The sequence below is a fragment of the Empedobacter brevis NBRC 14943 = ATCC 43319 genome, assembly GCF_000382425.1.
Lineage (GTDB): Bacteria > Bacteroidota > Bacteroidia > Flavobacteriales > Weeksellaceae > Empedobacter > Empedobacter brevis.
Genome location: NZ_KB908291.1, coordinates 574,968 through 592,283 on the forward strand (window position 1 = coordinate 574,968; position 17,316 = coordinate 592,283).

Genomic DNA, 17,316 nt, shown 5'->3' on the forward strand with positions numbered 1-17,316 from the left:
TTCACATCTCCTACAACCCTAGAACATTAGAAGAAGCAGTTATATAGCTCAAAAACTCCTGATATTTTGAATAGTATTTATCATCAAGAGGTATAACACTAACTTGCATAGAATTTTCTAAATCAAAAATCTTTTTATGAATCAAATTAGCTTCTTTAGTTATTTGAGTCCAAGCTTTTATATCAGACATCGACATATTATTTCTTTTTAATCTATATATTCTTATATAATTATCAAGTGACTTATTATAGCTGAATCCTTTATTTCTTAATTCTTGAATTTTAAGATATTTTTCATCAAGTTTCTTTAAATATGAATTATCAGCATTCAATTCGCCATAAAAGAATGGATAAACTTCAATTTTATAGTATTTAGTGTTAACATACCATTGGTCATAGCCATCATATTGATATGGTTTATAGTTAAGTTTTATAAGTAGATGATTTAATTTTGCTTGAATTTTATTTGATGATAATTCCCTAAATAATCCTGCTGAGAAAACATATAATTCATTATTATCTGTATTTTTTACAAATGAATAGTTTGAATTTCCATAAGATGAATATTTCTTGACTTCTTCTGATACTTCATTTTTCAATAATTTGTCTTGATAATCAGAATATGCAATCATTACCTTACTTGATAATTCTTGAAAATTACCATTCAAAGCCTTTATTATAGAATCTTTATTGGCAATATATGCTGTTCTTGATTCTAAAAATTTACTACGAACTAAACCTGTTTCAAATTTTTCTTTATCAGTAAAAGATTTTTCTTCTTCAACTAATTCAAGATATCCTTTTTTACGTCTAAAATAAGGGTTTCTATCAGTCACTTCTATAGCTTTAGTTTGATATCTTGAGCTAACATAAGTAATACCTTGTTTATTCAACTCTAACAATTCAATATACCTATCAAGCATTCGTTTAGAAGCATATTTACCATTGTATCGAAGATATATAATATCATTACCTACTTCAAAAAATAAAACATTTAATTCTCCTGCTAGCTTTGATGATTCTTCAAGAAGAGCAATATCTTTTGTTTTCTTGTAAGTTTGAATGTTTGATATTATTAAATTCTTTTTATCTAAAATATCTGACTTTTTCTTCTTTTCTAATAAATCTGCATCATAAATAGTTTTTGCTTCTTCTTTTTGATTCAAAAATAATTCATAAGATTTAGTATTTACAAGTCCCTCTACATATGGATAGAAGTGTATAGATTTTTTATCTACTTTGTAAATAGTGTAACTTTCTAAATTAAGATTTTCAAAATCTGAGGATTGAAGTGAAATTGTATTTTGAGCAAAAATACGAGGACATAGAATCATTATAGAAATGATACTAAATGATTTAATTTTCATGTGTGGTAATTTGAAATTTGATTATTAAAAAATAAAAATAGCGTGGACATTGCACCACGTCAAACCTCAGGATTACCACACCCTAAAAAAGCAATGGATACAAGCCACGCCAATAACGGCATACCTCATATACATTATTTGCCTTTTCTGATGAAGATTATTCTCCGTGTGGTAATTCGGGTTTGACAATAATGCTATTAAGCACGAATATTTTATGTTCTTAAATGAACAATAAACTCTATTTTATAAATACAAATATAATAAAAATTTTTGAAGAATAAAAATAATTAAAGGTTTGACATACAAGTTGATACAAAGTGTTTTCTCAAAACTTTTCAAAGCATAACCTCGTAGTTTAACTTCTTATATATGTACTGTATGATTATAAAAAATCATACAAAAAACCTAAACCCTCAAGGAGGGCAAGGTTTAGTCAGAAAATTAATTATCTTTCTTTGTAAAAAGTCGATTAGAAAGATAATTAGGTTAATAATTGAAAAATTAATTAACGAAGTTGATGCCCTTCAACTTATTGAATTTGTAATAGAATTTTTTGAAAATTTTAATTAACACTTCAATGTATTTAAAACCCATCAATATGTACCAAATATTGATGGGTTCTTATTTATTCTTCATCCTCAGACGCCTCCTTACCAGCTTCTTCAGCTTCTTCATTTTGATTTTCGTCTATTTGTTGTAAGTTTTCTTTAATCTCTTCAGAAGATTCTAAATTTTCGTTTATGTATTCAACTAATGATTTCATATTAAATAGTTTTTGAAAGATAATAATAGATTTATAGTATATGTATACAACTTACTGAACGATTGGCTTTAAGATTGCATAAGTTGTTATATTTCTTATAATCTTATAAAGAAATTTTTATGTCTACAAAACAAACTGAAACATTAAAAGACTTTACAAATAAAGAGCTTTTTGAAGAATTAAAATCTAGAGGTTTCTGGACTATGCCAAAAGAACTTAATGATGAAACTATTCCTAATGAAATTGTAGTATCTGTAAATCAACCTACATCAAAAGTTATGGTAACATTTGACCCTAATTATGATGAGTCTAATACAGGTTCTGGTTCAACTGGAAGATAGAATAAAACATCTGCATGTCAATTTTGATATACAGATGTTTTTTATTATTTTACTTTATCAAGATTGTACCAAGTAGACCCAGCTGATTTAGTTACCAAAATTTTGTAAGATTTATTAGTCTTACTAGCAGCTTTTTTAGCCTTTTGAATAACATCTGATTTATTTAATGTATCACTTATGTAATTATATGTAGCATCCGGCAAATAATAATTACCACTACTATCGCCTATTGTTTTGATAAAGCCTTCCTTTCGCATTTCTTCATGCAGTGTTAAATAATTTTCTGAATTAGCATTATTCAATTCAACTCTTGTAATAAATTCTGTCATATTTATCTGTTTTTAAAATTAAAAGTAAAAATATACAGAGTTATCAAAATATTTTTACGGTAAACCGTAACTTGTTAAAGAAAAATCACTTGGTACATTCAAGTATATAGTTATCTAATTTTATTATTTCTAAACTGTAGAAAATATCAACCTCATTCTTTATTTTTCACAAAAAAACATTTAGCCTCTCGCCTATCTGCGGGGCTTTTTTTCTCAGAGTATTAGAAGATTAAAATCATCTTCGTATCTTCACGACTCAAACAACAAATAATGAAATTCGTTACTTTCTTAGAAAATCAACAAGAAAAGGTAGGTCTTGTTTTACAAGATGCGATCTATGATTTAACAAAAATTAATTCCAATATACCCGCTACTTTAATCGGTATATTAGCCGATGATGATTCTTCACTTTTAATCTGTCAGCAGATTTATCATGAAATCATTCGTGGCGAATATAAAAAAGCACTTGTCGAAAATCCTCACTTATTGGCTCCAATACCGCATCCTTCTAGTTTTAGAGATGCTTATGCTTTTCGTCAACATGTGGAAACATCCCGTTTAAACAGAGGTTTAGAAATGATTCCTGAATTTGATCAATTTCCTGTTTTTTATTTTTCTAATCATCAGGCAATCCAGGGACCGGGAAAAGTATACGCCATGGAAAAACATTTTGACCGAATGGATTTCGAGCTGGAGGTTGCCATTGTCATCAAAAAAGAAGGAATGAACATCACTGCTGAAGATGCTGATGATTATATCGGCGGTTTTATGATTTTGAATGATTTAAGCGCCAGAGCTCTTCAAATGGAAGAAATGAAACTAAACCTTGGTCCTGCAAAAGGAAAAGACTTTGCGTCGATGTTTGGTCCTTATTTGGTAACGCCGGACGAAATGACAAATGAGAAGGTAGAACCTAAAAAAGGACACATCGGAAATTGTTATGACTTGGAAATGACCTGCGCAGTAAATGGTATAGAAGTCTCTCGCGGAAATTTTAAGGAGATGCATTGGACATTTGCCGAAATCATCGAACGAATTTCGTACGGTGTCAAACTTTATCCCGGTGATATTATTGGATCAGGAACTGTTGGAACTGGATGTTTCTTGGAACTCAATGGAACAGGAAAACGCCAAGATGCGACTTACCGGGAACAATGGCTTCAACCAAATGACAGCATCGAAATGTCAATCACAGGATTAGGAAAATTAGTAAATTCTGTTCATCTTTATAGCGAATAAACTCATTTTATGCAGCATACAAAATCTTTTGAGCCAAATACAAATAAGTTTGATGATATTTTCAAACATGTTATCTCTCCACGTCCAATTTGTTTTGCAAGTACCGTAGACAAAGACGGAAATGTCAATTTGAGTCCGTTTTCTTTTTTCAATATGATGGGACAGAACCCTCCTATTTGTGTTTTTTCTCCATTAAGAAAAATGAGAGATGGAACCACGAAACATACATTAGAAAATATTTGGGAACATCCGGAATGTGTGATTAATATTGTGAATTATAATATTGTCCAACAGCAATCTTTAGCAAGTGTTGAATATCCTAAAGGTGTAAATGAATTTGTGAAAGCCGGCTTTACCGAACTTGCTTCAGAATTGGTAAAACCACCTCGTGTGGCAGAATCTCCTGTTCAACTGGAATGTAAAGTTCGTGAAGTTATTTCAATTACAGATCAACCCGGTGCAGCAAATTTAGTCATTGCAGAAGTCGTTCGTTTGCACATTCACCAAGATTTGTTGGATGAAAATGATAAAGTCTCGCCTTACGATTTAGATTTAGTCGCACGTATGGGTGGTGATTATTACTGTCGTGTTATTCCTGAATCTATTTTCGAAGTTGAAAAACCAACACGCACAGTGGGCTTGGGAATTGATCAACTACCTGATGAAATCAAACATTCCAATTATTTATCAGGAAATAATTTAGGTCAACTTGGGAATGTAGAAAAATTACCTACGGATGAAATGATTCAGAATTTCAAAGCGCAATTAACACAACGATTGGATATACAGAAATTCAAATCTATTGAAGTTCGTCATCAGGTAGCAGCAAAGCTATTGGAACAAGGTGATGTAAATGGTGCTTGGTATTGGTTATTGATGAAAATTTAAACAATGGACAAAACTGCATTGGTTTTAGGAAGTACAGGGTTAATAGGTTCTTTACTTTTAGAAAAATTATTGAATCATCCCGCCTATTCGAAAATTATTACTGTTGTTAGAAAACCTCAACAAATCAATCATACAAAATTGATTGAAATTGTCACCGATTTCGATTCTGAAATTCAAATCGATGAAATCACTCAAATCGATTCCATCTTTTCATGTTTAGGAACAACCCGAAAAAATACACCTAATTTAGATGCTTATCATAAAATAGAAGTTGAACTTCCTTTGCAATATGCTGAGCTTGGGCAACAAAAAGGTTTAACCAAATTTCATTATATCTCTGCAGTTGGAGCAAATGCAAATGCATCCAACTTTTACTTGAAAATAAAAGGGGAAGCAGAACAAGCTTTGAAACAAAAAGATATTGCTCATTTGTATTTGTATGAACCTTCTTTGTTAATCGGAAATCGAAAAGAATACAGATTAGCTGAAAAGTTCAGTGCATTTGTTTTTCCTTTCGTTAACCTCTTTTTAATCGGTAAATTGTCGAAATACAAGTCGATACACGCAGAGAATGTTGCACAATCTATGATTGAAAATGACGTACAAAGTAGTTCCGATCAAGTAAAAGTCTTACATTATAATGAAATAAAAAATTCACTAAATAAAATACAATGATCATATTAGCCGTTCTTTTGCCTTGGTTGTCTTTCATCTTAAGAGGAAAAATAATACATGGAATTATCTGTTTAATTTTACAAATCACTTTAATCGGATGGCTGCCTGCAGCCATCTGGGCAGTTGCCTCTCTTTTAGACGGACGTAATAAAGCAAGAATAAAAAGTATAAAAGGCAACTAAATTAGTTGTCTTTTTTTATTAATACACCTTTAAATTCAATATTTCTAGTGATTTTTATTTGATCTGTACTCTCTATTTTAGCCTTATTAAATAGTTAAAAGTAATATGATAAAAATAAAGTTTCTGATTGTATTCTATTTTCTTGTTTCTTTTTTGAATGCCCAAGACTATTCTACTCATACTCTTGTCATAAAGCAAGGCAATCAAATTTTTAATATTCATGAAACAGAGCAAACCATAAAGTTGCTTCCAGAAGAATTTAGTATCGAATATTTGAATAAACCTTATCAAGAAAAAAAAGAACTTTTTTATGCTGCACAAGCTTTAGTAACAGATCGTAAAGCAGATATAGAATTAAAGGAGGGTTTATCAATAGAAAGCATTCCTTATTTCGAGTCAGGCACAGGATTTGCATCAGAAAATAACCAAGTCGTTTATTATCCTTTTTTATCCTTTGACGGTCATCAGTATTTATTTTATGTTTCGAACAAAGAAAAACGCGTGGATAAATCAGGAACTTCAGGTAATTGGGACATTTACAAATGGGCATTGAAAGGAGTTTATCAATATGACGCAGAAATGGATTGGAGTGCTTATGATAATACAGAAGTAAACATTGTACTGATTATTGATCGGAATTTAGATGGAATTTTACAAAAAGGTGAATTTTTCACTATTCGGATTAATTTCCAGAAATAACAAAAATCTTATATCAACCTCAATAAAAATATAAACTAAAACAATCTGTCGAATGTTTTAGTTTATTTCATTCTATATCTAAAAGACATTATATTCGCCTTATCAAATTATCAATCTCGAAATGTTCAACAATACCTCTACATTCAAATCGACTTTTATTCAACTATTTTTTAGTTGCTTATTCTTTTTAAGTACGAGTATTCATGCACAAGATGTCTTAACAGATTTTGAAAATCAATACAATAAAACTTCTTCAAACTCTATTGAACGTTATGAAATTGCCGGGAAATATGCACAAGCATTATTTTTTAACCAGCAAGAAGAGAAAGCATTTAAAATTTTAAAACAAAATGTAATCAGTGCTGAGAAAAAAGCAGATGGAAAATATGCTGCTTATTTATATGCTATAACAGCGATGAATAATCGTATTGAAGAGAATATTACAGCGTCTATTCAAAATTTACAAAAAGCAACTTATTACAGTGAAAGAACAAATGATAATTCAACAAAAGGATATGTAAAATATTGCGAAGGCTGGCTAAACGTGAGAGATAAAAAAGATGCAAAAGCTGTCAAGAATTTTATTGATGCCTTAAAGTATTATGATAAAGCACCTATTTCACCAACTATTTTATCAAGATTATCTGCCGTTTATTCAGAATTGACCGGAATTTATTCGAAATGGGATGATTATGAATTACAGGAAAAATACAGTAAACTGGCATTAGAAGTTGCTTTAAAACAAAATAACCTCAATTCTATTTTCGACGCCTATATGTCAATGGGTTATATGTACGAACAAAAATTCATGCAGAATGAGAAGAATATTTATGTTCGCGATTTAGCAGAAAAATATTACCTCAACGCGATTAATCTCTACAATCACAACAAAAATAAAATGATAATGCCATCTAATTTATCATTTGTAGCAAATAATTTAGCAAACTTATATATTCAGTTTTATCCGAAAACATATCGCGAAAAAGCCGTAAAATATGCGCACTTAGCAAAAGAAATCGGGACTAAAACCGGACAAACCATTCATGTTGCTTCCTCTTATGGCTTGTTAGCGGAATTAGCCTTACAAAGCAATGACATTATTTCTGCCAAAGCTTATTTACTTTCTTCTCTTAAAGAGATTAATGAAAACTCTTTTACAGACGAACATATTCTACTTTCCATCTACGAAAGTTTAGCAGAAATCGGGGAACGAGAAAAAAATTACAGCGAAGCTTTACGCTACTACAAACTGTATATGGCGACTTATAAATCTATTTACGACAAAGAACAGGCACAAATTAGTAAAAGATTAGAAGCACAATTTGATAAAGAGCGCCAACAGCAACAAATGATTCGTTTGCAATTAGAGACGGAGAAAAAGGAACAACAAATAAAATTGATGCATTCATTGGGGATTCTACAAAAACAAGAGTTGGAGAATTCGAAACTGAGTGAAGAGTTTCAGCGAAAACAATTAAAATTATCACGTTTAGAGTCGGATAAACGTTCACAGGAATTGACGATTTCGCAACAAAATCTGAAATTATCTAAACTCGAAAATAAAAACAGAAAAGATGAATTGGTCAATTATATTTCTGAACTTAATTTTAAGAATAAATTGAACAAGTATTACATCTTTTCAATCGTCTTTTTTATCATTTTACTTGTTTTATTGCTTTATGCTTTCAAACAGCGTAACAAACATTTAAAGCAGCGAGAAGAACTTTACAAATTAGAGTTGGAACAAGAACGCCAAAACTCAAAAATCTCTACATTAACTGCACTTCTTGATGGACAAGAGCAAGAGCGAGCACGTCTTGCACGAGATTTGCATGATGGATTAGGCGGATTGTTATCCGGAACAAAAATTCAGTTGACACATCTTAACGAAAAAATAGATGAACATTCTAAACAAGATATCACAAAATCCATCCATCAATTAGATGGTGCAGTAGACGAACTGCGTCGGGTTGCACATAATTTGATGCCGGATTTATTGTTGAAATATGGACTGGAAGAAGCGTTGAAAGAATATGCGATTCGTATGTCAAACGATCATTTAGACATCGATGTACAATTCTTGAGTTATACCACTTCACTTGATAAAGAAAACCAACTGTTGGTGTACCGAATTATACAAGAATTGGTTAATAACGCGATCAAACATGCGCAGGCTGAACAAATTATCATTCAATTTGTTGAAGATGAAACGGATTATACTGTAACTGTTGAAGACGATGGAAAAGGCTTTGATCTGAATCAAACCAAACTTACTCAATCAGCAGGTCTACATAACATTCAATCTCGTATACAATTTTTAAAAGGACATTTAAACATACATTCAGAACTTGACTTAGGAACAAGTATAGAATTCCATTTTCCAAAAATATAACTATGATAAAAATAGCAATTACAGACGATCATCCTTTATTACTAGAAGGATTACGAAATATTTTGAGCCATCAACCTAATTTAGAAATTGTCGATTGTTTCTCTTCTGTTGATGACTTACAAGAAGCTTTAAAAATGAATGAAATTGATATTCTTTTACTGGACATCAACCTTTCAGATATCAATAGTATTGAATTAATCAAACCTTTCAAGAAAAAATACCCGGAGATGCATATCATTATGTTGAGCGTTCACAATGAATATGCTGTTATAAACAGCTGTTTAGAAGAAGGGGCTTCGGGCTATATCCAGAAAAATGCCTCTGTGGATGAAATCTTAGAAGGAATCAATTCAATCTTCGATGGAAAAAAATTTCTCTGCTCACAAACAAAAAAAGTCATGAGCAAAAAAGAAAAAGATGGTTTAAATACCATTCCAAAATTAACCCGCCGTGAAAAGGAAGTTTTGATTGAAGCTGCACAAGGTTTAACTACACAACAAATTGCCGATAAATTATTTATCAGTACACACACCGTAGACAGTCATCGAAAAAATTTAATCGAAAAATTCAAAAGTTCAAACTTAAGCTCAGCCATTACTTCTGCAATAGAATATGGTTTAATTACAAAACCTTAGAAAATAACTAAAAATAGGGATATTTTAAGATCTAAAATATTCCCAACTTTGAAAAAGTAAAACAACAAGCTCTACATCAACCAACTTATAACCTTAATAAGATTACTAGCCAATTCTTATTACCTTAACTACAATATTAGTATAGAAAATCGCTTAATTCTCTAATTAAGCGATTTTTCTTTCTATCAAATTGGCTAATAATAGGGATTCCGATCCATTTATTTTTTTGCAATTTTGGTAAAGAAATCATCAACACATCAATGATTTTTTTAAAACACACAATATGAATAAGACATTGGTATACCTTCTCCCTTTTTTACTTTTTTCCTGTAATAGCCCTAAAGAAAATCATGATTTTCTTTTAATCAAAAATAATTGGGAAATAGAGGATTTACAACTTAACAAATCGACTATGAGCGATTTTGAAAGAATGATGAACAATAAAAAAATTTTATTCCATAAAGATTCGATCGGATTTTTTAACCGATTAAATGATTCTATCGAATATTGTGGCAACGATTATAATTTACAGAATGTCACTTACAAATTTTCAAATGACTCTTTGGGAATGCATTTCTATTTCGAAAAAAACTATTCATCAGATTCTATTCTGTTTAAGAATTATGAAATAGCAAACTTTGAGCATATAAAATTTGAACAAGGTTTTACAAATCTCATCTCAAAACATCAATTAAATCAATATTTCAAACTGGATCATATCACAAAATTATACGAAACAAAGGTGGATAAAAACAATGTATTAATTGGTGTTGTTGCGTTAAATGATTCCACTTACGAAATAAAAGCGCTAAATGTTTATCAAGATCTATATTTATAAACAAACTAACACTGATGACCTTCAATCTAAACCAAGTTAAAACGTATTTACAATGAAAAATAAAATCTTCATCTACTCCCTGAATCTATTATTTATGATCTCGTGTGCACAGAATTCTACAATGGCTCAGAATAACAAAGCAGCTAGTTGGGTGCCTTATCTGACAAAAAATAAGGAGTATATCTATGTCGATTGCAACCTAAAAAAGCAACTGGACGTTCCATTTGTTTATGCAAATCCTTTTTTGGAAACAGGATATACAATTGTTGGAAATCAACAAGGTAAAAATGCGGTCATTGATTCGAAAGGAAATTTTAGAATAGATTACACAGAAGAAGAAATCGAATTAAAAGTTGCTCATCATCTTACTTTGATGATGAAAGAACTCGAATATGAAAAGAAAATGCCCATTTGGAAGTGGGATTGGAATATAATGGGTGGAGGCATTGATACAACACAAACTTATAAGAAAATAGAAATTCGTGTTTTAGAAACCAATCAATTGCTGCTTTCAAAAGACATTCCTTACGATGAAGACCATTATACTTTGAATTACTATTCGCTTGATGAACATCATCTTGTCTTAAACGATGTCTTATACGAGATTAAAAACAAGAAATTAAAAAAATTAAAAAATCATCTGGCTTTTAGTTTAGATCATGGTCGATATATACCGGATAGTGAAGAAATATTCAGTATTTATACTATTAAATCTGAAACACCGCTTGTCTCAAATCTCATCGGAACAGATCGAATTCACTTAGAAGTGAACAAGCAACCTTTCGTATTAGATTCTCTTAATTTAGACCGCTTCTCTCCAACAGTTCCTAAAATATTACAGGACTCTAAAACAAAGGAAATCTATGTTTATCCACAATACGACAAACCTTTTCCAAAATCTATAAAGCAAGCAACCCCTAAACAATTGGCTTTTCTAAAAAATGTTGATTTGGTTTATTCTGTAAACCACTCTCCTTATTTTATTTTAGGACGTTTTAACTATGATCATACTATCTGGGCTTACGACTGGTTGTATATTGATGCACATGGAAATCTACTACCGGAAATTCAAGCCAAAGATTTCTATATGTTAGATCGTGTTGGTAATCTTATCTGGCCCGACCAAAAGATGATTTTAACTAAAAACGAATTAGATAAAGATTGGAAAGTGGATAAAATAAAATATGTTTACCAATCGGGAAATCTATATATCATAAAAACCAAAAGCTATAATGGAGGTACTAAAGAAGGAATCTGGAATTCTGATACTAAAAAATGGGAATTAGAACCTACCTATTATTCCGTACAGCTGTTAGATCTTGATAACCATATTTTTTCATTGCAAAAAGAAAAGGACGATAAGTGTATCTTATACAGTAATATAACCAAACATCCAATAGGAACAAAATCTTACGACAGTATTTATAGCAATGGCTTAGTGCGCATCACAACCGAAAATAAAGAAAATAGTTATTATTATATTGATATCTTGACGGGTAAAGAATATAAAGAATAATTTTAGATTTGTAAAAATGACACACACACATCCAGCTTTTTCTTCAGAGAAAATAATTCAGATAATCAAACAGGAAATCGAAAAACATTATTCAGATAAATTCACGTATGCTATTCCAGATTGGGCAATGCTCAGTGCACAGCCTGAAATTATATCAATTTTATCGATTCATGGTGAAGAAGGCATTCAAATCGCGAAACAAAAAGTAGATTTCCCTGTTCATTTCTCCGACATTTCTTCAATTGTCAACTATTCAGATTTCCTCTCAAATCAAATGAACATAGAATTGGAAATAATAGGTTATGTGGTATTTTACAATAAAAAAATTATCGCGATAAAAGATCCTGGTTATTTGGAACATTTAACTGAATTAGAAGAAAATGAACTCATAAAATTTAATGCAGATCAAAAAGAGGAAGATCTCTCACTGCTCTATTTTGATCAAAATTTGAAACAAGTAAATTCTTTGGAGGAAGCCTTAAAATCAACAAAAGTAAAGTAAAAAACAGCATTTTCTAAAAGAAAAAGCTGTTTTCCGCATTAAATAATATAACTATTAAAGAGAATTAAATGTTTGTCATCATTTAAATTCCAGTAAACTTTACACCTATACTCATCCAAGTCGTTGGCAACGGAATTGCTCCCGCTTCGTTGTAAGTCGTATTAAATATATTTTGTGCATCAAAATAAATACCTATGTTATTCTTGAATGAATGACTTACTCTCGCATCCGTAATCCAATAGGACTTATAAGATTGACGGGTATTGTAGCGATTCGCTACACTTAAAGTAGTTCTTCCGATTTGGTAATCTATCGTATTGATTAACTGATGTTTTAAACTTTCTATTTTATATTTTGAATTGTACTGACTGTCGACATTTTCAAACTTAGGATCTAAATAGGAATAACTTAATGAAAACTTCAAGGTTTGATTGGCTGCTAAGTTGGTTAAATAAGAAACTTTCGTATTCAATCCATTTGTTTTCAAATCTCCAAAATTTTGTGCCTGCCAAGGTTCATTCGTTGTCAAACGTACCCAGTCAATAAAATCGGTAATCGAACGATAAAAATAGTATGCATTAAAATTCCAGTTTCTTTTAGTGTATTTGAAACCAATTTCTGTTTGAAATGCCTTCTCCGATTCTATATTCGCGTTCCCTATATTTCCCGGACGTTGATCCAGGTATAAATCTGTAAAAGATGGAATTCGCTGGCTAGAACCTGCATTTACCACAAGTTTAAGATTAGAATTTACCGCATAGCTTGCATCAATCCCGGGAAAAGCCTGCCAACCATACTGCGAATTATAATTTACATATGTTCCTACATTGACATTCAATTTCGGTGTAATATCTGTTTTATATTCTGCATATAAACCTACATTATCTCGTGTATGATTTTTAATACTTGTTGAAGATATTTGCTCGTTTCGGTATTCTACTCCTACTCCTATTTGCCCATTGTTCAGCTGATAAGTAGAATTTAATTCCCCGGCAATAGAATTTGAATAATGTTTGGATCTGGCTCTGTTCAACTCATTTTTAAAATAGCGGTAATCATCAAAATTATAACGATAGCTAACTCTTGGAGCCAATGAAATCCGCTCAGATAACTGATGTTTTGATTGAAGGTTCACCAAAGTTGTTTCAACCACTTCTTTCGAATTTTTATCCCCGGGTGCAGCATAAAAACCATTTGCCCCGAAACCATTTTTCACATAACCATATGAAGCCATCAAACGATTTGATTCATCAAATTGAAAATTACCCTGGTAATACAATTTATTGTTTTCATAAGCTGTGTTATACCGATATCCATTTCCAAAATCATGACTGACATACAATTGATGTTGATGCGTTTCTCTTGCTAAATTCGCACCAAGTTGTATTCCTCGACTTGTAAATGTATCGCCTGTATCTTCATCATCTTTCTTAAAATTAGTTCCAAAATAAGTATTGGCATACACCCCCGTTTTCTTTGGTTGTCGGGTTACAATGTTAATCACACCTGTTAAACTATTGTTACCATAAACTCGTGCAGCAGGCCCCCTTACTACTTCAATTCGGTCTATCGCTTCAACCGGAATAGGAAGATTTAAGGCATTATGAGCCGTTTGATGATCCATAATTTTTACGCCATTCAACAAAATCAATGTTTGCTCAAAACTACCTCCGTCCATCGAAATATCAGCCTGCGTTCCAAAAGGTCCGCGTTGACGCAGATCTACACCTGAAGCATACTGCAACACATCTTGTAAAGAGCGCGCCGGTAACTTGCTGATATCTGATTTACTTAATACATATATATTTCTGTTTTCTTTTGATAATGGTGTATTCAAACGATTATCTAAAATAGAAACTTCTCCTATAGCAATGGTATCATTTACATTTTGTGCAAAAATATTCTGAGCAACTAAACACAATACCACAGTAATCTTCTTCATTTCTGACTAATTATTTTCTTAATTGAGTTAAATCTGCTGCGAAAGTAGTATCTTTCCGAACTATCAAACTGTACCAGTTTATATATTATGAGTAGTCCAGCTGAAATACCTTACAATAGTTTCATCGAGATTGATCGTTTTTCTGAAACAGCAATCTATTTACAATTGGCAAATCAATTGGCAAAAGCCATACAATTGGGTTATATTCCAAGTGGAACAAAGCTTCTCGGAACGAGACAATTTAGCGAAATATTTCACCTGCATCGTAATACCATTGTGAATAGTTTTCAGGAACTTGAAGCCCAAGGATGGATAGAAATTGTTCCAAACAAAGGAAGTTTCGTGTTGAGCCAATCAGTTCAGAAGTTTCAAAAACCTATTGTTCCAAAACAGTTTTCTATTCATACTTATCCGGAAAAGACAGGATTTGAATTCGAACAATCTATTTTGCTGGATAACCCCTATGAAAATTTTGATCAACGGTTATTCTTAACAGATGGGACAATTGATCATCGATTAGCAGAATTAAAACTTCCTGCTAAATTGTATTCAGCAATTTTAAAACGAAAATCATCCATTTCGAAGGTCAATCAATCAAAAAACAACTATTTTTTAAAGAATTTAGCCAATTATCTCAATTTAACAAGAGGTTTACATATCACAAAAGAAAATATTTTGGTCACAAGAAGTTCTGAAATTGCCCTTTTCCTGATTGCTCAAATTCTTTTAAAACAACGTGATTTTGTTGCAGTCACGAACTTTAGTTATTACAAAAGCAACATGATTTTTCAGACGCAGCATGCTAGAATCAAACAAATAAAAACAGACGGATATGGAATCGACACGGATGATTTGAGAAAAACATGCGAATTATATCCTATCCGTATTGTTTATGTAACACCGCATCATCATTATCCTACAACTGTTACATTGAGTTCGCAAAGAAGAATTGAATTGCTACAGCTGTCTCAAGAATTTGGTTTTGCAATTGTAGAAGATGATTACGATTTTGATTTTCATTATACCAATCACCCTATTCTACCTTTGGCGAGTTCCAATCAGAATGGAATGGTCGTGTATACAGGTAAATTCGGACATTATTTAGCTCCGGGTTATCGTATTGGGTTCATTGTTGCACCAAAAGATTTTATATTGGAAGCAAAAAAACATCTTTCTATTTTAGATCAGCAAGTTGACCCTTTTATAGAACAAGTATTGGGTGAAATGATACATGAAGGGGAAATAAATCGGATTCTTAAAAAACTTCGAAAAGTTTATAAAGAACGTAGAGATTATTTTTGTCAAAAATTAGAACATGAATTAAGTAATTATCTCAGTTTTAATGCCCCAAACGGAGGTTTAGCAGTATGGATAAATTTTAAGCAACCGATCAATCTAATGGAATTGAAAAGAAATTGTGCTCAAAATGATTTATTCATTCCGCAAACCATCTTATATCAAACACATCGCCAGACAGGAATACGAATCGGATTTGCTCATCTCACTTTTGATGAAATTGATGAAATCATCACGATTTTAAAATTAGAAATAACAAAAGAAACTGTTTCAAAAGTCAAATAACAAACTTTATAGTATTCTGAGTTCTTCGAAGAATTTTTAATAAAAAACACTCAGATTTCCCTCTTTACAACATTGTTTGCTGTGTAGAATGATACTTTTGAAACAGCCTTCTCTCTTATTTTTTCTCTCTCAGCTTAAACGTCCAGGTAAACTGAAATTCGGAAACTAAATCTCCTTCTTCATCAACACCTTTACTGGTCACATTGAGTGAAACACCTTTCTTAGTTTCGATAGCTTCTTTAATCGCTGCATCTATTTTTTCACCATCTTCACAAGTAAATACTATTTTACCCACAGCTTTTTTCAAATATTTTGATTGCATTCCCAAAACCAACATCGAAATGTCTTCTCCTGACTTTGAAATTTTTGCATTTGCCATTAATCCGGAAGAAAACTCTGCTGCCATTCCTTGTACGGCCCAAAACATACTCTTAAAAGGATTTTGATTCAAAAAGCCATATTTTACTTTTGTCGATACTTTATTTTCTTCCCAAGTATCTAAACGTACACCTGCAATCCAAGCAATTGGAATTTGAGTGGTCAAGATATTTTTAAAAATCTCTTTATTCATTGTTATAATTTATCAAAAGGGTTCGTTTAATAAAAATAAATGTTTTATTTGATTCTTCCGCTACAAGATGTAAAATATTCTTTTCTATTGGAAATTAGCATTTATTCATTAAAATCACATGAATCTACTGTACTTTTTTAAATTAAAATTCAATTCTAAATAAAATGCTTCCAGAATTTTTCTCACCTTAACGGTTTTCATGGTAAATTGACAAAATAATACAACAAGAGATAAAAAATTACTTCATTTTCGTTTATTCACTCCCTTAATTTATTTACCTTTAAGTCACTCAAAATAAACACTAACAACTCAAAAAAGAATAAAAATGAGTAACAATTTAGCATTTGATTTTATCATCAATAGAGAGAATAATACCGTACAGATTATACGCGAATTTAATGCGCCGTTAGAATTGATATGGCAAGCATGGACAAAAGCCGAATTGCTTGACCAGTGGTGGGGACCGGAACCTTGGAAAGCAGAAACAAAAACCATGGAATTTCACGAAGGAGGGTTCTGGCTATATGCAATGGTAAGTCCTGAAGGAGAGAAACATTACGCCAAGACAAATTTCATCTCTATTCAAAATGAAAAATATTTTTCTTCAAAAGGAGGTTTTTGCGATGAAAACGGAACTATAAATCCTGCATTTCCTCAAAATTTATGGGAAAACAGCTTCATTCAGAAAAATGGAAAAACACAGATTGAGATGTTGCTTACTTACGACTCTCTTGCAGATTTGGAAGCAGAAATGAAAATGGGATTTAAAGAAGGAATTACTGTTGATTTGAACCAATTAGATGAACTCTTATTAAAATTGACAAAATGATAAAACAAAACACCTCTTCTTCTGTAAC

18 protein-coding genes are annotated in these 17,316 nt (G+C 31.3%); 13 read left to right on the top strand and 5 right to left on the bottom strand.

Annotated features, from left to right (window positions below):
* Positions 1-10: 10 nt before the first annotated feature.
* Complete coding sequence (locus H277_RS0103000) at positions 11-1,366, bottom strand: hypothetical protein (RefSeq protein WP_019974094.1); 1,356 nt, start codon at positions 1,364-1,366, stop codon at positions 11-13.
* 625 nt (positions 1,367-1,991) lie between these two features.
* Positions 1,992-2,129, bottom strand: coding sequence for a hypothetical protein (locus H277_RS20130; RefSeq protein ID WP_019974096.1), 138 nt, complete (start codon positions 2,127-2,129; stop codon positions 1,992-1,994).
* 119 nt (positions 2,130-2,248) lie between these two features.
* Here H277_RS20130 and H277_RS0103015 point away from each other — a divergent pair, with 119 nt between their 5' ends.
* Positions 2,249-2,470 carry a hypothetical protein gene (locus tag H277_RS0103015; protein ID WP_019974097.1) on the top strand — a complete coding sequence of 74 codons (222 nt, stop codon included), beginning with the start codon at positions 2,249-2,251 and terminating at the stop codon, positions 2,468-2,470.
* Positions 2,471-2,514: 44 nt separating this feature from the next.
* Here the strand turns inward: H277_RS0103015 and H277_RS0103020 are convergent, their stop codons facing one another.
* Positions 2,515-2,799, bottom strand: coding sequence for a hypothetical protein (locus H277_RS0103020; RefSeq protein WP_019974098.1), 285 nt, complete (start codon positions 2,797-2,799; stop codon positions 2,515-2,517).
* A gap of 270 nt (positions 2,800-3,069) precedes the next feature.
* On the opposite strand from H277_RS0103020, the gene H277_RS0103025 reads away from it, so the two are divergent.
* The 10 genes from H277_RS0103025 (at position 3,070) to H277_RS0103070 (ending at position 12,365) form a co-directional block, all read left to right on the top strand.
* Complete coding sequence (locus tag H277_RS0103025; RefSeq protein WP_019974099.1) at positions 3,070-4,038, top strand: fumarylacetoacetate hydrolase family protein; 969 nt, start codon at positions 3,070-3,072, stop codon at positions 4,036-4,038.
* 9 nt (positions 4,039-4,047) lie between these two features.
* Complete coding sequence (locus H277_RS0103030) at positions 4,048-4,926, top strand: flavin reductase family protein (protein ID WP_019974100.1); 879 nt, start codon at positions 4,048-4,050, stop codon at positions 4,924-4,926.
* Between the two features lie 3 nt (positions 4,927-4,929).
* Positions 4,930-5,601 carry an NAD-dependent epimerase/dehydratase family protein gene (locus H277_RS0103035; RefSeq protein WP_019974101.1) on the top strand — a complete coding sequence of 224 codons (672 nt, stop codon included), beginning with the start codon at positions 4,930-4,932 and terminating at the stop codon, positions 5,599-5,601.
* A complete protein-coding gene (locus H277_RS0103040; RefSeq protein ID WP_019974102.1) occupies positions 5,598-5,783 on the top strand; it encodes a YqaE/Pmp3 family membrane protein in 186 nt (61 codons plus the stop codon). The genes H277_RS0103035 and H277_RS0103040 overlap by 4 nt, the downstream gene beginning before the upstream one ends.
* Before the next feature lie 105 nt (positions 5,784-5,888).
* Complete coding sequence (locus tag H277_RS0103045; RefSeq protein WP_019974103.1) at positions 5,889-6,482, top strand: hypothetical protein; 594 nt, start codon at positions 5,889-5,891, stop codon at positions 6,480-6,482.
* A 121-nt stretch (positions 6,483-6,603) separates the two neighbouring features.
* Positions 6,604-8,874 carry a sensor histidine kinase gene (locus H277_RS0103050; protein ID WP_019974104.1) on the top strand — a complete coding sequence of 757 codons (2,271 nt, stop codon included), beginning with the start codon at positions 6,604-6,606 and terminating at the stop codon, positions 8,872-8,874.
* 2 nt (positions 8,875-8,876) lie between these two features.
* Positions 8,877-9,509, top strand: coding sequence for a response regulator transcription factor (locus H277_RS0103055; RefSeq protein WP_019974105.1), 633 nt, complete (start codon positions 8,877-8,879; stop codon positions 9,507-9,509).
* Between the two features lie 283 nt (positions 9,510-9,792).
* Positions 9,793-10,347, top strand: coding sequence for a hypothetical protein (locus H277_RS0103060; RefSeq protein ID WP_019974106.1), 555 nt, complete (start codon positions 9,793-9,795; stop codon positions 10,345-10,347).
* A 52-nt stretch (positions 10,348-10,399) separates the two neighbouring features.
* Positions 10,400-11,863 carry a hypothetical protein gene (locus tag H277_RS0103065; protein ID WP_026357379.1) on the top strand — a complete coding sequence of 488 codons (1,464 nt, stop codon included), beginning with the start codon at positions 10,400-10,402 and terminating at the stop codon, positions 11,861-11,863.
* 16 nt (positions 11,864-11,879) lie between these two features.
* Positions 11,880-12,365: a hypothetical protein gene (locus H277_RS0103070; RefSeq protein ID WP_019974108.1), complete on the top strand. Its 486-nt coding sequence runs from the start codon at positions 11,880-11,882 to the stop codon at positions 12,363-12,365.
* Positions 12,366-12,447: 82 nt separating this feature from the next.
* On the opposite strand, the gene H277_RS0103075 is transcribed toward H277_RS0103070, so the two are convergent.
* Positions 12,448-14,307 carry a TonB-dependent receptor plug domain-containing protein gene (locus H277_RS0103075; protein WP_019974109.1) on the bottom strand — a complete coding sequence of 620 codons (1,860 nt, stop codon included), beginning with the start codon at positions 14,305-14,307 and terminating at the stop codon, positions 12,448-12,450.
* Between the two features lie 87 nt (positions 14,308-14,394).
* Here H277_RS0103075 and H277_RS0103080 point away from each other — a divergent pair, with 87 nt between their 5' ends.
* Entirely contained in the window at positions 14,395-15,888 is a 1,494-nt protein-coding gene (locus H277_RS0103080; protein WP_019974110.1) for an aminotransferase-like domain-containing protein, read from the top strand.
* A gap of 115 nt (positions 15,889-16,003) precedes the next feature.
* On the opposite strand, the gene H277_RS0103085 is transcribed toward H277_RS0103080, so the two are convergent.
* Complete coding sequence (locus H277_RS0103085; RefSeq protein WP_019974111.1) at positions 16,004-16,459, bottom strand: DUF4442 domain-containing protein; 456 nt, start codon at positions 16,457-16,459, stop codon at positions 16,004-16,006.
* Between the two features lie 325 nt (positions 16,460-16,784).
* Here H277_RS0103085 and H277_RS0103090 point away from each other — a divergent pair, with 325 nt between their 5' ends.
* Positions 16,785-17,288: an SRPBCC family protein gene (locus tag H277_RS0103090; RefSeq protein WP_019974112.1), complete on the top strand. Its 504-nt coding sequence runs from the start codon at positions 16,785-16,787 to the stop codon at positions 17,286-17,288.
* The last annotated feature ends 28 nt before the right edge of the window (positions 17,289-17,316 follow it).